The organism is Rhodocaloribacter litoris (assembly GCF_011682235.2).
Classification (GTDB): Bacteria; Bacteroidota; Rhodothermia; order Rhodothermales; family ISCAR-4553; genus Rhodocaloribacter; species Rhodocaloribacter litoris.
In genome coordinates, this window is record NZ_CP076718.1 from 3535572 (window position 1) to 3550630 (window position 15059).

Here is a 15059-nt window from a genome sequence, read left to right on the forward strand (position 1 = left end):
CTGACGACGGTCGAACCGGAACACTGGCATAACCATGGCCTACAGAGGAACCATCGGCATCCTCACCGGGGGAGGAGACGTGCCGGGCCTCAACCCTGCCATCCGCGCCGTCACCATCCGTGCCCTGCGCGAAGGCTACCGCGTTCTCGGCATCCGGCGCGGATGGGCCGGCCTCGTCGACCTGATCCCGGACAAGGATGCCGACAACTCGAACAACGTGCAGGTGCTGACCGAGGACCTGGTCAACCGGGCCGGGCGGACGGGCGGCACGTTCCTGCACACCTCACGCACCCGGCCGAGTCACCTGCCCCGTGCCGTCGTGCCCGTGCACCTGCGGGACCGGTACACGGCCGAGGTCAACGACGTCACGCCCACGGTGCTCGAGAACCTGGAGTTTCTCGGCATCGACTACCTGATCCCCATCGGCGGGGACGACACGCTCAGCTATGCGCTGCACCTGCACCGGCAGGGCGTGAAGATCGTGGCCATCCCCAAGACGATGGACAACGACGTGCCCGGGACCGACTATTGCATCGGCTTCGGGACGTGTGTCACGCGCACCATCGAGCTGACGCACCAGCTCCGCACCTCGGCCGGCTCGCACGAACGCTTCCTCGTCATCGAGGTCTTCGGCCGGTATGCCGGCTTCACAGCCCTGCTTCCGACCATGGCCGGGGCCGCCGACCGCTGCGTCATCCCCGAGTATCCGTTCGAACTCGACCGGCTGCTCGAACTGCTCGTCTACGACCGCAACCGCCATCCGAGCCGGTACTCGGTGGTGCTCGTCTCCGAAGGAGCCCGGCTGGCCGGGCAGGACGAGATGCTCTTCGAAAGCCACGAAAAGGATCAGTTCGGCCACCGCAAGCTCGGCGGCATCGGGGACAAGGTGTCGGCGCTGCTGAAAGAACGCTCGGCGGACTTCAACCAGGGACGCCGCATCAACGTGATCAACCAGCGCCTGGGCTACCTCGTCCGCAGCGGGCCGCCCGACGCGCTCGATTCCATCGTGCCGATGGCCTTCGGCAACCTGGCGCTCGACCTCGTGCTCGAGAACACCTCGGGTCGCCTCGTCAGCATCCGCCACGGCGACTACGACAGCGTCCCCATCGACGTGATCCAGGGACCGGCCAAGGTGGTCGACGTGGAAAAATACTACAACACGGAGCGGCTACGTCCCCGGTACAAGACGTTCTACCACAACCCGCTCTTCATCATGACGAGCGATGCCTGAAGCACCGCGCACATCCGTGGCGAGGAAGCTACGCTGGGGACTCCTCGGCACGGCCCGGATCAACCGGTCGCTGATCCCGCCCCTGCGCCTTTCGCCGCGCAACGAGCCGGTAGCCGTCGCCAGCCGTGACGCCGAACGGGCCGCCGCTTTTGCACGGACGTGGGACCTGCCGAAGGCCTATGGCTCCTACGAGGACCTGCTCGCCGACCCGGACATCGACGTGGTCTACGTGCCGCTGCCGAACCACCTGCACGTGCCCTGGACGCTCCGCGCGGTGGCCGCCGGCAAGCACGTGCTGTGCGAGAAGCCGATGGCCCTGACGCCGGCGGACGTCGACGCCGTGGCACGGGCCGCCGACGAGGCCGGGGTGGTCGTGGCCGAGGCGTTCATGTACCGGCATCACCCCCGCACGCGGCGTATCCGCGAGCTGATCGCCGGCGGTGCCCTGGGCGAGTTGCACCTCGTCCGCGGCGCCTTCACGTTCGTCCTCGACCGCCCGAACGACGTGCGCTGGCGGCCCGAGTGGGGAGGCGGCAGCCTGTGGGACCTGGGCTGCTATCCGGTCAGTTTTACCCGCCACGTCGTCGGCGCCGAGCCGGAAGCGGTCTTTGCCTGGCAGGTCCTCGGCCCCACCGGCGTCGACGTCTCCTTCACCGGGCAGATGCGTTTTCCCGGGGACGTCCTGGCCGTCTTCGATTGCGGCTTCCGCTCGCGCTTCCGCATGGAGATGGCGTTCGTGGGCCGTGACGGGCTGCTCGAGGCGCCCCGCGCCTTCAAGCCGCGGCCGGAGGAGCCGATGCGGCGCTACGGCCCCGACGTGGACGTGCCCGAACCCGTCCTCGTCGACGACCCGGACGACCTGTACCTGGGCGAGGTCGAGGACCTGGCCGCTGCCGTGCTCGACGGCCGTCCGCCCGAGGTGACCCTGGCCGAGACGCGCGCCAACACGGTCGTCCTGGAGGCCCTGCTCCGCTCGGCCCGCACCGGCCGGCCCGTGCGGTTGTCATGATCGGTGCCCGGCGCGAGAAACGGGGGGGCCTGTATGCCTGTATCCGGGGCTTGCGCATGACCGCCGGCATGGCACATGGCGCCGGCCCCGGTTGCGCATATCCATCCAATTGACTTATTTGGTCCGGTTCGGAAAGAACCACCCTGTCCGGACGGCCCGTCTCAACCCGGCAAAAGAAGGATGTCATGAAACAGACCCGCCGCGACTTTCTGCACCACGGCACGCTGGCCCTGGCCGGAGCCGGCCTGGCCGGGTGGATGCCCGATGAAGCCGTCGCCCGGAAGCGCCGGGCCGCTCCGTCCGACCGCATCAACGTCGGGGTCATCGGCTGCAACGGCATGGGCTGGACGAACCTGCGCGCGCACCTGGGGATTCCCGAGGTCGAGTGCATCGCCCTCTGCGACGTGGACCGGAACGTGCTGGAGCGCCGGGCGGCCGAGCTGGAAGCGCTCCGCGGAGCCCCTCCGGCCCTCTATGGCGACTACCGTGCCCTGCTGGAGAACCCGGACGTCGACGCCGTCATCATCGCCACGCCGGACCACTGGCATTGCCGGATGCTCGTCGACGCCGTCGAGGCCGGCAAGCACGCCTACGTCGAGAAGCCGCTGGCCAACTCCATCGACGAGTGCCGGGCGATGGTGGCCGCCGTCGCACGGACCGGCCGGATCGTGCAGGTGGGGCAATGGCAGCGCAGCGGCACCCACTACGAAGACGCCATCGCGATGGTCCGCTCCGGCGCCCTCGGCCGGATCCGGCTCGTGAAGGTGTGGGCCTACCAGGGCTGGATGAGGCCCGTCCCCGTGCAGCCGGACGGCGACCCGCCGCTGGGGGTGGACTACGCGATGTGGCTCGGTCCCGCCCCCGCACGCCCCTTCAACCCCAACCGTTTCCACTTCAACTTCCGCTGGTTCTGGGACTATGCCGGCGGCCTCATGACCGACTGGGGCGTCCACGAGATCGACATCGCCCTCTATGCCATGCAGGCCACGGCTCCCGTCTCCGTGATGGCCTCCGGTGGCAAGTTCGCCTACCCGGACGACGCCTCCGAGACGCCGGACACGCTGCAGGCCGTCTTCGAGTACGACGGGTTCAACATGCTCTGGGAACACGCCACCGGCATCGACGGCGGCAACTACGGGCGCACCGAAGGCATCGCCTTCATCGGTAACCTGGGCACGCTGGTCCTCAACCGGGGCGGCTGGGAGGTCCTGCCGGAGACCGAAGAGCGGGACGGCCGCCGCGTCTACAAGATGGAGGCCCTGCCCGAACAGCCGCGCCGGGGGGACTACCTGGCCTTCCATGCCCGGAACTTCGTCGAGGCCATGCAGGCGAACGATCCCGCCCGCCTGAAGTGCGGCGTCGAGACGGGCAGCGTCGCGGCCGTCAACGCGCACATGGGCAACATCGCGTTCCGGACGGGGCGCAAGCTCTACTGGGACGCCGCCCGTGGCACCTTCCGGAACGATCCAGAGGCCAACGCCTTCCTCCGGCCCACCTACCACAACGGCTGGACGTTCCCGGAACCGTGAGCTGCGCCGTGACCCGGCCACAGCAAGGTGGGTTGTCCGTACGCGATCGGGATTGCTTGCCTGCCTGAGGCGACGCTATCTTGCACTGCCTCAAGGCCCGTTCGGGGCCCTGCGGCGTGATCGATCCCGTCGATTGAAAGGGGGACGGAGATGCATGACCGCACCGGGGAGGTTGCGATCCGGTTGCTCGAGGAGCCGGATCTGCAGGAGGCGTTTGACGTGTTGCGCCGGCTGCGCACCCACCTGACCTGGGAGCTGTTCCGCGAGCGGCTGGACCGGCAACGGCGTGTGCAGGGATACCGGCTGGTCGGCGCCTTCGCGTCGGGAAAAGTGGTGGGGGTGCTGGGGATGCGACCGGTGGAAACCATGGCCCGGGGACCGCACCTGCACGTCGACGACCTGGTCGTCGCCGAACACGTCCGGGGCCGTGGCATTGGCCGGAGCCTGCTGGCCTACGCCGAGCAGTTCGCCCGTCGGCACGGGCTGGGAGCCGTCTTTCTCGACAGCCGGCCGGAGGCCCTGCCGTTCTACGTCGCGCTCGGGTACCGGCACCACACGGCCACCCTGATGCGCAAGGCGCTGGATGATGCCGGGATCGACGGGCCGGGGCTTTCGCCGGGCGGCTGAAGCGGGAGCCGGCCGGAACGGAACTTCCGCCCCGTGTCTTTCGTGGATGCCCGGCACAGGAGTCTCTTGTCTCTGGGATCCGCCATGCCGCTTTTGCCCTACAGCGTACGTGAAGGCCTGGCCGGGCTGCGGCGCGCTCGTTTCGCTTCCGTGGCCGCCACCAGCGCGATGGCCGTCGCCCTCGTGCTGATCGGGCTGTTCATGTTTCTCAGCTACGAGGCCCAGATCGTCTCCCAGTGGCTCCGGCAGCGGGTCGGCGAGCTCGAGATTTTTCTGGAAGACGTGGACGAGACGATGGCGCAGGCGCTCCACGAGCGGGCGGCCGCCACGCCGGGTGTCGCCGAGGCCGAATACGTCTCCCGTGCCGAGGCGGAGGCGATCTTCCGGCGCGAGTTCGGTGAAGGGGCCGAGGTGTTCTTCGACGAGCCGTTCCTGCCGGCCTCCATCAAGGTGCGCGTCGAGTCGGATTATGCCAACCCGGACAGCCTGGCGGCGCTCGTCGAGGAGTTTGCCTCGTGGAACCGGGTGGACGATGTGGTCTTCAACCAGCCCCTGCTGGTCAAGGTACAGCAGAACCTCCGGTTGCTTACCCTCATCGGTCTTTCGCTGGGCACGCTCGTGGTGCTGGCCTCCATCTTCCTGGTCGCCAACACGATCCGGCTGACGATCTATGCCCGGCGCCTGCTCATTCGCACGATGAAGCTCGTCGGGGCTACCGATGCCTTCATCCGCAAGCCGTTCATCGTCGAGGGGGTGGCGCAGGGGGTGCTGGCAGCGCTGCTGGCCCTGCTCGTCCTCGGCGGGCTCTATTCCCTGATGAAGCGTTACCTGCCCGCCCTCGAGGTCGGCGGGGTGGTGCCGGTGCTGCTGGCGCTGGTCGTGCTGGTGCTGGGGGTGCTCCTCGGCTGGCTCGGCTCCTATTTTTCCGTTCGTCGCTTCATCAAAAACGTCGCACTGCATTGAGGCATGCCGTCATGACCGGATGCCGGAGGAAGACCATGTCGTCGATGACCCGCATTTTTTGTGTATGGACCGGGGGCCTGCTCGCCGGGGCGGTGGTTCTGCTGGCGGGTTGCCAGCAGGGGGCGGACGTCCGGCAGACCGAGGAGGGGAGCCTGGTGCTCGGCTCGGCGGAGGTACAGGAGGCCGTCAGCCGGGCCGTGGCCCCCGGTGCCCGGACGCTCGTGCTGGACGGTTTCGCCGGCGACGTTGTCCTCACGGCGTCGGTCGATGCGGTGGCCCGCTTCACCTTCACGAAGCGCGCCCGGGGCGACGATGCCGGGGCCGCACGCCGCAACCTGGAGCGCATCCGCATCGAGGAGAGCGGCGATGCACAGACGTACCGGTATCTGCTCCGCGCGGACCGTGCCGAGCTCAGCCGCGTGGACGTCGAAGGCACCGTACCGCGCGGCGCGACCCTCCACATCCTCCTCCGGAGCGGCAACGTTTCCCTGGACGGGCTGGAAGGGCCGATCACGGTGACGAATGAGAACGGCAACGTCCGCATCACCGGTGCCGGCGCCGGGGTGACGGTGCAGACCGCCAACGGCAACGTGGCCGTCGGCATGAACCGCCTGCCCGCCGGGGAGTCCGTACGCCTGACGACCGTCAACGGCAACGTTACGCTGGCCCTGCCGGCGGCCGTCTCGGCCCGCATCGAGGCCGGCACCAGCGCCGGTGAGATCCGCGTGGACGGCCTCACCTTCGCCGACCGGCGACTCGATCCGCAGGGAGCCGGAGGGCACTTTCAGGGACGCCTGGGTACCGGTGCGGCCACCGTCACGCTGAAGACGGAAAACGGCAACATCGTCCTGCGGGAAGGTCCCCTCGAGGTGCCGCCGGCCGGAGAAGACGTGCCGGCCGACACGGCCATGGCTCCCCCGGCGGACACGTCGGCCGCGGTTCCGCCCGGCCCCGCGCCGGTCGCCGTGCCGCCGGATACGACGGGCGGCCGCTGACCGGCGCTTCTCAGCCCGCCGGCACGATGGCCACGATGCGCAGCGGCCCCCCGCTGCCTCCCCGGATCTTCATCGGCAGGGCAATGACGTAGGCGCCCGTTTCCGGCAGGCGGTCCAGGTTGGCCACGTTCTCAAAGGCCGGGATGTTCTCCGCAAAGAGGGTCTGGTGGGTTTCGAACAGCTTCGATTGCCCGTAGTCGATGCTGGGGGTGTCGATGCCGACGGCGTGGACCGACCGGTTTTCGACGAGCCAGGCGGCCGCTTCGGGATGCAGGCCGGGGAAGTGGAGGTCGGCGACGGCTTCGGGGCCGCGGGCATCGGTGCCCATGTAGCGCACGCGGTCGGGCCAGTACTGCCCGAAGCCGGTACGCAGCAGCACGATGACGCCGTCGGGCAGGCGGCCGTGCCGGGCTTCCCAGGCCTCGAAGTCGGCCACCGTGACGCGGTAGTCGCGGTCGGCGGCGGCCTGTGCCGTCACGTCCACGACGACGGCCGGGCCCATCAGGCGGTCGAGCGGGATCTCGTCCGTCGCCTGGCGCCCTTCGGCGAAGTGCACGGGGGCGTCCAGGTGGGTGCCGCCGTGCTCGGCGGTGCAGAACGAGTACGCCGCATAGTAGTACCCGGCGTCGGTGTAGCCCTCGAAGTCGGTCGTCTTCGTGAAGCCGGAGGCGGTAGGCCAGTAGATGGTTTCGGCGTCGAAGGGATGGGTCAGGTCGACGAGCTCGCCCTGCGGGAAGGGTGCCGGCGATTCGCAGGCCGGGAGGGCCAGCAGCGGGATGAGCAGCAGCATGGTTCGCATGGGTGTACCTCCGTTCCGTTGGTGTCCGTCGCCGGGAAAGATACGGCAGCCGGGCATCGTCTACGGCGTTTCCACGGAGCCTTCGAAAACCGGGTGGATTTTGCCGGCGTAGGTGGGCGGCGGCGGTCCGGCGTCGTAGTTTGGCCTGTTGTCGACGCAGGCGTAGCGAAAGAAGACATGCGCATCGGGCTGGTATACGACCTTTTCGAAGACTATCCGTGGGTGCCGGGTGAGGCGCCCGACGCCGACGCCGAGAACGAGCCGCCGGAGACCGTCGAGGCGCTGGCGGCGGCGGTCCGGGCACTCGGGTATGTGCCCGTCCCGGTCGGCACTGCGTTCGACCTGCTCCGGCGGCTCGACACGCTCGAGCTGGACGCGGCCGTCAACATCGCCGAGGGGGCGCGCAGCCGCAACCGGGAAGCTTATGCCCCCATCCTGCTGGAGATGGCCGGCATCCCCTGCCTGGGTTCCGATGCGCTGACGCTCTCGCTCAGCCTGGACAAGGCCTGGACGAAGGACCTGGCCGTCGCCGCCGGGGTGCCCACGCCGCCGTACCGCATCTATGCCTCGGCGGGTGACGTCGACGCGGACGACCTGCCCGGGCCGTTCCCGCTCTTCGTCAAACCCCGGTACGAAGGCTCCTCGAAGGGGATCACGGCCGAGAGCCGGGTCGACACCGTGGAGGCCCTCCGGGCACAGGTGGATCGGATCGTGTCTGCGTACGATCAGGACGCCCTGGTCGAGCCGTTCATCGAGGGGGGCGGCGAGTTCACGGTCGCCGTCGTCGGGAACGATCCGCCCGAAGCCCTGCCCGTGCTGCAACGGGCCGTCGAGACCACCACCCGCATCGGGCTGCACGCGCTGGAACGGCGGGGCCTGCCCGGACGCACCTGGGACTACGCGCTCGAAGGAACGCTCTCCCCGGCACTCGAGAAGGAACTGCAGCGCCTGGCCCTGCGGGTCTACGCAAAGCTCCAGTGCCGCGACTTCGCCCGGCTCGACTTCCGCGTCGATGCGACGGGCCGGCCGTGGTTTCTGGAGATCAACCCGCTGCCCACCTTCGCACCGGACGGCACCTTCGCCATCCTGGCCGAACTCACGGGACGTACCTATCCCGACTTCCTGGCCGACGTGCTGGCCCGGGGCTTCCGCCGGCTCGGCCTGCCTCTGGCCACCCGCCGCCGGGCCGGATGAGCGCGGCGCGTTCGGGCACGCAGGCCACGAAGTCGCATCGGATTGCGGGTTGAAGATTGAAGGCGTTTGGACGCCATCCTCCAGACCTCCCCACCTTCCTCCGCACAATCGTGAACCCTGACCGTCATCACCCGCAGTGGCGCGACTGGCGCTGGCAGATGCAGCATCGCGTGCACGACGAGCCGACGCTGCGGCGCTACATCAACCCCGTGCCGGACGAACTGGCCGCCATCGAGGCGACCCGGGACGTCTTCCGGTGGAACATCACACCGTACTATGCCGCGCTCATGGACCCGGACGACCCGGATTGCCCCATCCGGCGGCAGATGGTGCCCCGCATGAACGAGCTGGCCCCGGACCTCGTCGGCGTCGTCGACCCGCTCGAAGAGGTGGCCCACTCCCCCGTGAAAAACCTCATCCACAACTATCCGGACCGGGTGGCCTTCTGCGTTACGGCCGAGTGTGCCATCTATTGCCGGTACTGCCTGCGCAAGCGCATGGTGGGGGACGCCGAATACATGATGCGCCGGGCCGAGCACCGGGCCGCCATCGACTACATCGCCGCCCACCCCGAGATCCGGGACGTGCTCCTGACCGGCGGCGACCCGCTGACCTTCAACGACGCCCACCTGGACGAGCTGCTGGGGGCGCTCCGGGCCATCCCACACGTCGAGATTTTACGGCTGGGTACCCGGCTGCCGGTGACACTGCCCTATCGCATCACCCCCGCGCTCTGCGCCGTGCTCGAGAAGTACCATCCGGTGTGGGTGAACACGCATTTCAACCACCCGAAGGAACTCACGGACGATGCGGCCGAGGCCGTCGACCGGCTGCTCCGGGCCGGTGTCCCCGTCGGCAATCAGACGGTGCTCCTGCGCGGCATCAACGACGACGTGACCACGATGAAGGCCCTGTGTGAGGGGCTCGTCCGGATGCGGGTGCGGCCCTACTACCTCTACCAGGCCCAGCTCATCGGCGGGACGGCCCATTTCCGCACCTCCATCGAGCGGGGCATGGCCCTCATGGAAGCGCTGCAGGGCCGGACGACCGGCTTTGCCATCCCGAAGTACGTGCTCGATACGCCCTTTGGCAAGGTCCCGCTCAACCGGTCGTACGTGCTCGGGCGAGCCGGCGACCACGTGCTGATGCGCACGCCGCGCGGGCCGCTGTGGGCCGAGCCCAACCCCCTCCCGCCGGGTGAGGCACCGGGGCTCACGTTGCCGGCCGTCCGCCTTCCGGAGAACGTTGCCACGATAGTCACCGGGGTCCCGCGGCGGGAGGAACCCCTGCTGCACCGGCAGGGGTGAAGCGAAAAGGCTTGCCGGGTCTGCGGAAAAATTGTCGCAAACAGGCGGCAACAGCGCGTTTTTGTTGACTTTCGTAATGTGTGCTGGTAGATTGGCGCAGATTTGGAGATAATCGGCTTTCGCGCAGTCCCGTTTTGCCCACGGCCCCGGTGCCTCTCCATATGATTCGTATCCTTATGTTCATCCTGGCCATTGTGGCTGTCGTTCTTGCCGTCGTGTTGAAGGAGCCGTTGCTGTTTGTGATTGCCGGGGGGCTGGTGCTGGGGGCACTCCTGGCCTTCGTGGCGCTGCTGCGTCGTCGTCATCGCCGGATGAAGGTGCAGTATGCGCCACCGGCCCGGGAGGGGGACGACGAGCTCAAGGCGCTCGGAATTCTGGAGATCCGGCCCAAGGCGTCGGAGGCGCGCCCGGGGCCGCACCTGCAGCAGGAAGCCGGGGTGCCGGATGTGATGCCCGCGGCCACGCCGGAACACGCCGGGATGCCCGGAGCCCGGGGCGGCGAGCCTCCGGAGCAGGAGCGAGCCGCGGAAGCCGTGCCCGGGACGGGCGGGACGCCGGCGACGGACGACCGTGGCATCGAGGCCGAAGCGGAGGAGGACATGGTGATCGAGGTGCGCAAGAAGGATCCCGAACGCTACGTGGCCGTGGAGGCGGCGGCGGACGGGTACGAGGAAGACGTGCTGTTGCCCGTGCTCCATGCCCTCCGGTCGGCGCTGAAGGCCACCACGGTCTGCCTGCTTCGGCAGGAGGAAATCGCCCTCCGCTACCATATCGTCGCGATCGTCAGCCGGAACGGCTATGCCCGCGGTCCCGGCAGCTTCTCGACACGCATCCCGCTGCTGCCTGCGGGCGAGGCCCCGGTGTGGGTACGCCGGGTGCACGAGAGTGACCTGCCGGCCAAGAGCCTCGGGTACTACCGCGAGCCCATCGCCGTGCGGCGTGTGGCCGTGGCTCCCGTGCAGGGCGGCGCCACGGGACACGTCACGCGCCCGAACGCCTTCTTTCTCCTGGCCGACGCCATGGACGAGCGCGTCTTCGAGACGCCCCGCGCACAGGCCCTGTTGCTCCGGAGTGCCGACTTGCTCGGCGTCCTCCTCGACGGCCGCCTGCCGCCGTCGGTTCCGGCCTCGGCGCCGCGCCCGCGTCGCGAGATCATCGCCGAGGAGATGGCACAGGCCCGTATGCGCCGGCACCCGCTGGTGCTGGCCCTGGTTTATCTCGAAGGCGGTGAGCGCCTCCGGGCGGCCTCCGAAGGCGACATCGAACAGGCCGAAGTCGCCCTGAAGGGGCAGCTGCACGAGGCCGTCCCCACCGCACGCATCGAGCGCTTCGGCGAGCTGATGTACGGCGTCTTCTACCGTGAACCCCTCGACGACGTCGAATCCTGGGCCCTCGGCCTCCAGGAACGGCTCGATGCCGCCGGCTTCGACGGCAAGGTCTACGTGGGCGTGGCCCTCCTCCAGGAACGCCACCGGACGCCGGACGACTTCAAGGCGGAGGCAACCGCCGCGCTCTACGAGGCCTACGAGACGGGCACGTGTACCATCATCGAATCTTGAAGACGCCGCCCGTCGTTCTCTTCCGGCATCCGCTACCCGCTGCCTATCATCCGGCCGAATCATGACGCTCGGAAAAGTTGTCGGTACCGTCTGGGCCACCCGCAAGGACGAACAGCTCGTCGGCATGAAGCTGCAGATCGTGCAGGAGGTCGATCTGGACTACACGCTCAAGGACAGCTTCGTCGTCGCCGTGGACAGCGTCGGGGCCGGCGTGGGGGAGATCGTGCTGTTCGCCACCGGGTCGAGCGCCCGTCAGACCGAGCTGACCCGCAACAAGCCCGTCGACGCCGTCATCACAGCCATCGTGGACAAGCTCGACGTGCCCGCGACCGCCGGGGTGACCGAAGCCGAACCCGTCGCATGAACCTCGCCCGCGTCATCGGTACCGTCTGGGCCACCCGCAAGTATCCCACCCTCGAAGGGCGGCGCCTGCTCTTTGCCCAGCCCCTGACCTTCGGCGGCGACGCGCTCGGCGACCCGATCGTCATGCTGGACACGGCCGACGCCGGGGTGGGCGACGTGGTCCTCTACGTCACCTCCAGCGAGGCCGCCATCCCCTTTCACCCGAACCTGACCCCTACGGATGCGACCATCGTCGGGGTGGTCGAACGCATCGACCGCCTGGATACGACGTGGCACACCCTGCCCGGAGCGGGCACCGACACGGGGCCGGAATGATCCCCGCTCCCGTCCGGGAACGCCCGTGTGCCGGGAAGGGATGGCACATTGCCCGTTGAAGACCGGGGGCCTGTCGCGTCTTTTGCGCCTTGATGCCTTCGGGGCCCGTGAGGTGGGATGTCCTCAAATCCGTGATGATCCGTTCCCGGTTGCAGCGGCGGGTGCCCGCCACGCCCCGCGTCAGCCGGTGCTTTGCATGGCGGCGGCGATGCCGTTGATGCTCAGGAAGAGGGCCTGCCGGAGTGCCTCACGTTCTGCGGGGCGGGCGGCCCGCTCACGCTTCATCAGTTCGATCTGCAACAGGTTGAGCACGTCCGTATACGGGTTGCGCAGGACGATGGACTGCTGCACGGCGCGGCTGATGTCGAGCAGTTCCGCCTGGCCGGTGATCTGGAGCACGGCCGTGCGGGCACGGTGGAAGTCGGTGGCGATGATGTCGTGGAAGGGTTTGTGGATGTCGTCGGCCAGGCGGGCGTAGTGGCGGGCGATCTCCAGGCGGGCCCGGGCCATCTCCAGCTGGGCGTTGTCGATGACGGCGCGGAAGAAGGGCCATTCCCGGTACATGCGGCGGAGGATGTCGAGGGGGGCGCTTCCGGCGTCGAGGGCTTCGGCCAGGGCACGTCCCAGGCCATACCATCCGGGGACGATGTAGCGCGTCTGCGTCCAGGCGAAGACCCAGGGGATGGCGCGCAGTCCCTCGAAGTCGACCTCGTCGGCGGATTTGCGGGAGACGGGCCGGGAGGCGATGGGCAGGCGGCTGATCTGGGCGATGGGGGTGATGCGGGTGTACCAGGTCCAGAGCTGTTCGTCGTGGATGAGGTCGCGGTAGGCCTGCATGGCGCGGTCGGCCAGTTCTTCCATGAGCCGTGCTTCCGGGGCGTCGGAGGTGACGCGGGAAGCCGGGCGTCGGGTGTCTTCCGCCGTGGCCGGTGCTTCCCGCGGCCCGCCGGGGACCGTGGCCAGCAGCATCGCGTTGACGATCTGCTCCAGGTGGCGATGGGCGATCTCGGGGAGGGCGTAGCGGAAGGAGATGACCTCGCCCTGCTCCGTGAAGCGGATGCGGCCGTTGTGCGAGACGGGGGGCATGGCCAGGATGGCCCGGTTGGCCCGCCCGCCACCCCGCCCGACGGTGCCGCCGCGCCCGTGGAAGAGCCGGAAGTCGACCCCGTAATCCCGGCAGACGCGTCCCAGGCGTTCCTGCGCCTTGTGCAGTGCCCAGTTGGCCATCCAGAAGCCGCCGTCCTTGTTCGAGTCCGAGTAGCCGAGCATGATCTCCTGGAAGTGACCGCGGGCGGCCAGGTGCTTCCGGTAGACGGGATGCTCGAAGAGGGTTTCCATGAACAGGTGGGCCGTCTCCAGGTCTTCGATGGTTTCGAAGAGGGGGACGATGTCGAGCGGGCAGGTGACGGTGTCGCCTTCCAGACGCCAGAGGCCGACCTCTTTGGCCAGGAGCATGACCTCCAGCAGGTCGCTCACGGCGTGGGTCATGCTGACGATGAGGCTGCCGAGGGCGGCCGGTTCCTGCGCGGCCATCTCGCGGGCGACCTCGAACGTTTCGATGACCATCCGGGCCGTTTCGGGCAGGGGGGCGCCGTGGGGGCGCAGGGGACGGGGGTTGTGCAGTTCCCGGGTGAGCAGTTCGAGCCGCTCCGCCTCGGTGAGGGCGGCGTAGTCCCCGGTCACGCCGGCGATGCGGAGCAGGGCCGCCACCGCTTCCTCGTGCACCCGGCTGTGCTGCCGGATGTCGAGGGCGGCCATGTGGAAGCCGAAGGTGCGGGTTCGGGCCAGCAACCGGCCGAGCTGGCCGTCCCGCGCCAGTTCGCCGAAGCCGGTGGCTTCGAGACAGCGCCGGAGCAGCAGCAGGTCCTGGAGATAGCGGGTGCTGTCGTAGACGGGCGGGGCCGGTGTTTCCTCGCCGGTGCGTGCGGCCTCGAGCAGGGTCGCCACCCGTGTCATCATGTAGCTGATTTTGAGGCGGTACGGCTCGTACTGAAACTGCCGTGCCCAGGCCGGGTCGAGCGTGATCTCGGCGGCGTCTTCGGCGAGTGAGGCGGTCAGGGCCTCGGGGATGCGGATCTGTCGCTCGGAAAGGCTGAGCTCGCGGCGCAGGTGGCGCAGCGCCTCGTAGTGGAGCCGGAGCGCCACCTGTCGCAGCCGCCGGACGGTCCATCGCGTCACCTCGGGCGTGACGTTCGGGTTGCCGTCCCGGTCGCTGCCGATCCAGGAGCGGAAGCGGAGGAAGGCGGGTAGCTCGGGGGTGATACCGTAGTACTGTTCGAAGGCCCGGCGCACGTCGGCATAGATCCGGGGCACCGTCTCCCAGATCGTGTTGCTCAGAAAGTAGAGGCCATGTTCCACCTCGTTCTCGACGCTGACGCGCTCGGCACGGACCTCGTCGGTAGCCAGCAGGAGGGCGATCTGGTTGTGGACGTCGAGGCGGGCCTGTTCGGCTTCGACGGGCGTCGTCTCGCACTGGCGGCGACGCTGCGTGAGCAGGGTGGCCAGGCTTTGCTGTTTGTACAGGATGCTCCGGCGCCGCGCCTCGGTGGGATGGGCCGTCATCGTGGGCTGGATGTCGAGGCGGCCGAGTACCGCCAGCGCCTCCTCCGCCGGGAGGCCCCGCGTGCGAAGATGGAAGAGGGCCTCGTCGATGGCGTCGGCACGGGGGTGTTCCGGGGTGGCCTGCCGTGCCCGTTCCCGGTTGATGCGGATGATTTCCTGCTGTTCGGCCTGGTTGAGCAGGTGAAAGAAGGCGGTGTAGGAACGCAGGAGCTCGACGATCCGGTCCAGGTCCAGGGCGGCAATGCGGGCCTCGGCCTCGGCACGGGGGGCCGGGTCGTCCTCGTTCGTGGCACGGCGGCACAGGCGGTGCAGCACCTCGATGTCGTCGAGCAATGCCGGGCCGTACTGGTTTTCGACGGCCTGCCCGAGCTCGGTGCCGAGCAGGTCCACCACTTCGTGCAGGGACTCGGAGATCCAGACGACGCCGTCATCCGGACGCCAGGGATTCGGTGCAGGCATGGGAGCGTTGCGGGACTGAGGGGTGAAAAAAGGAAAATCTACAATCGTGCGGGAAAATACCAGTCCGATGGGCCGGGGGGGCATGCACCGGGGCGGGGTGTTGCACGGTGAGGCAGGCCGTGCGTGTGCGGGCCGGCACCCGCGTGC

At 68.7% G+C, this 15059-nt stretch carries 13 protein-coding genes; 11 read left to right on the top strand and 2 right to left on the bottom strand.

The window, feature by feature from the left end:
• Nucleotides 1–34: 34 nt before the first annotated feature.
• The 6 genes from GQ464_RS14635 (at nucleotide 35) to GQ464_RS14660 (ending at nucleotide 6354) form a co-directional block, all read left to right on the top strand.
• Nucleotides 35–1231 carry a 6-phosphofructokinase gene (locus GQ464_RS14635; RefSeq protein WP_166976914.1) on the top strand — a complete coding sequence of 399 codons (1197 nt, stop codon included), beginning with the start codon at nucleotides 35–37 and terminating at the stop codon, nucleotides 1229–1231.
• The gene (locus GQ464_RS14640) at nucleotides 1224–2240 is read left to right on the top strand and encodes a Gfo/Idh/MocA family protein (protein ID WP_166976913.1); all 1017 of its coding nucleotides are present in this window, start codon (nucleotides 1224–1226) and stop codon (nucleotides 2238–2240) included. The genes GQ464_RS14635 and GQ464_RS14640 overlap by 8 nt, the downstream gene beginning before the upstream one ends.
• A 185-nt stretch (nucleotides 2241–2425) precedes the next feature.
• Nucleotides 2426–3769, top strand: coding sequence for a Gfo/Idh/MocA family protein (locus GQ464_RS14645; protein ID WP_166976912.1), 1344 nt, complete (start codon nucleotides 2426–2428; stop codon nucleotides 3767–3769).
• Between the two features lie 150 nt (nucleotides 3770–3919).
• Nucleotides 3920–4396 (top strand): GNAT family N-acetyltransferase, encoded by a 477-nt coding sequence (locus GQ464_RS14650; protein WP_166976911.1) that lies wholly within the window; start codon nucleotides 3920–3922, stop codon nucleotides 4394–4396.
• A gap of 84 nt (nucleotides 4397–4480) precedes the next feature.
• Nucleotides 4481–5359: a cell division protein FtsX gene (locus GQ464_RS14655; protein ID WP_166976910.1), complete on the top strand. Its 879-nt coding sequence runs from the start codon at nucleotides 4481–4483 to the stop codon at nucleotides 5357–5359.
• A gap of 44 nt (nucleotides 5360–5403) precedes the next feature.
• Nucleotides 5404–6354, top strand: coding sequence for a DUF4097 family beta strand repeat-containing protein (locus tag GQ464_RS14660; protein WP_166976909.1), 951 nt, complete (start codon nucleotides 5404–5406; stop codon nucleotides 6352–6354).
• A 10-nt stretch (nucleotides 6355–6364) separates the two neighbouring features.
• Here GQ464_RS14660 and GQ464_RS14665 read toward each other — a convergent pair whose 3' ends face one another.
• Nucleotides 6365–7153 carry a cyclase family protein gene (locus GQ464_RS14665; RefSeq protein ID WP_166976908.1) on the bottom strand — a complete coding sequence of 263 codons (789 nt, stop codon included), beginning with the start codon at nucleotides 7151–7153 and terminating at the stop codon, nucleotides 6365–6367.
• Nucleotides 7154–7330: 177 nt separating this feature from the next.
• Here GQ464_RS14665 and GQ464_RS14670 point away from each other — a divergent pair, with 177 nt between their 5' ends.
• The 5 genes from GQ464_RS14670 to GQ464_RS14690 all read left to right on the top strand — a co-directional run bounded on the left by GQ464_RS14670 (nucleotide 7331) and on the right by GQ464_RS14690 (nucleotide 11891).
• Nucleotides 7331–8347, top strand: coding sequence for a D-alanine--D-alanine ligase family protein (locus GQ464_RS14670; RefSeq protein ID WP_166976907.1), 1017 nt, complete (start codon nucleotides 7331–7333; stop codon nucleotides 8345–8347).
• A 110-nt stretch (nucleotides 8348–8457) separates the two neighbouring features.
• Entirely contained in the window at nucleotides 8458–9654 is a 1197-nt protein-coding gene (locus tag GQ464_RS14675) for a KamA family radical SAM protein (protein ID WP_228350326.1), read from the top strand.
• Between the two features lie 161 nt (nucleotides 9655–9815).
• Nucleotides 9816–11213 carry a hypothetical protein gene (locus GQ464_RS14680; protein ID WP_166976906.1) on the top strand — a complete coding sequence of 466 codons (1398 nt, stop codon included), beginning with the start codon at nucleotides 9816–9818 and terminating at the stop codon, nucleotides 11211–11213.
• Nucleotides 11214–11274: 61 nt separating this feature from the next.
• The gene (locus GQ464_RS14685) at nucleotides 11275–11577 is read left to right on the top strand and encodes a EutN/CcmL family microcompartment protein (RefSeq protein WP_166976905.1); all 303 of its coding nucleotides are present in this window, start codon (nucleotides 11275–11277) and stop codon (nucleotides 11575–11577) included.
• Nucleotides 11574–11891 (top strand): EutN/CcmL family microcompartment protein, encoded by a 318-nt coding sequence (locus GQ464_RS14690; protein ID WP_166976904.1) that lies wholly within the window; start codon nucleotides 11574–11576, stop codon nucleotides 11889–11891. The genes GQ464_RS14685 and GQ464_RS14690 overlap by 4 nt, the downstream gene beginning before the upstream one ends.
• A 180-nt stretch (nucleotides 11892–12071) precedes the next feature.
• Here the strand turns inward: GQ464_RS14690 and ppc are convergent, their stop codons facing one another.
• Nucleotides 12072–14912, bottom strand: coding sequence for a phosphoenolpyruvate carboxylase (gene ppc / locus GQ464_RS14695; protein WP_166976903.1), 2841 nt, complete (start codon nucleotides 14910–14912; stop codon nucleotides 12072–12074).
• Nucleotides 14913–15059 lie beyond the last annotated feature (147 nt).

What these genes read in the sequence shown, in the direction of transcription:
- GQ464_RS14660 (WP_166976909.1), top strand. Translation starts at nt 5,404, where the DNA reads ATGACCCGCATTTTTTGTGTATGGACCGGGGGCCTGCTCGCCGGGGCG.
- GQ464_RS14680 (WP_166976906.1), top strand. Translation starts at nt 9,816, where the DNA reads ATGATTCGTATCCTTATGTTCATCCTGGCCATTGTGGCTGTCGTTCTT.
- GQ464_RS14690 (WP_166976904.1), top strand. Translation starts at nt 11,574, where the DNA reads ATGAACCTCGCCCGCGTCATCGGTACCGTCTGGGCCACCCGCAAGTAT.
- GQ464_RS14670 (WP_166976907.1), top strand. Translation starts at nt 7,331, where the DNA reads ATGCGCATCGGGCTGGTATACGACCTTTTCGAAGACTATCCGTGGGTG.
- GQ464_RS14685 (WP_166976905.1), top strand. Translation starts at nt 11,275, where the DNA reads ATGACGCTCGGAAAAGTTGTCGGTACCGTCTGGGCCACCCGCAAGGAC.
- ppc (WP_166976903.1), bottom strand. Translation starts at nt 14,912, where the DNA reads ATGCCTGCACCGAATCCCTGGCGTCCGGATGACGGCGTCGTCTGGATC.
- GQ464_RS14650 (WP_166976911.1), top strand. Translation starts at nt 3,920, where the DNA reads ATGCATGACCGCACCGGGGAGGTTGCGATCCGGTTGCTCGAGGAGCCG.
- GQ464_RS14640 (WP_166976913.1), top strand. Translation starts at nt 1,224, where the DNA reads ATGCCTGAAGCACCGCGCACATCCGTGGCGAGGAAGCTACGCTGGGGA.
- GQ464_RS14665 (WP_166976908.1), bottom strand. Translation starts at nt 7,153, where the DNA reads ATGCGAACCATGCTGCTGCTCATCCCGCTGCTGGCCCTCCCGGCCTGC.
- GQ464_RS14655 (WP_166976910.1), top strand. Translation starts at nt 4,481, where the DNA reads ATGCCGCTTTTGCCCTACAGCGTACGTGAAGGCCTGGCCGGGCTGCGG.
- GQ464_RS14645 (WP_166976912.1), top strand. Translation starts at nt 2,426, where the DNA reads ATGAAACAGACCCGCCGCGACTTTCTGCACCACGGCACGCTGGCCCTG.
- GQ464_RS14635 (WP_166976914.1), top strand. Translation starts at nt 35, where the DNA reads ATGGCCTACAGAGGAACCATCGGCATCCTCACCGGGGGAGGAGACGTG.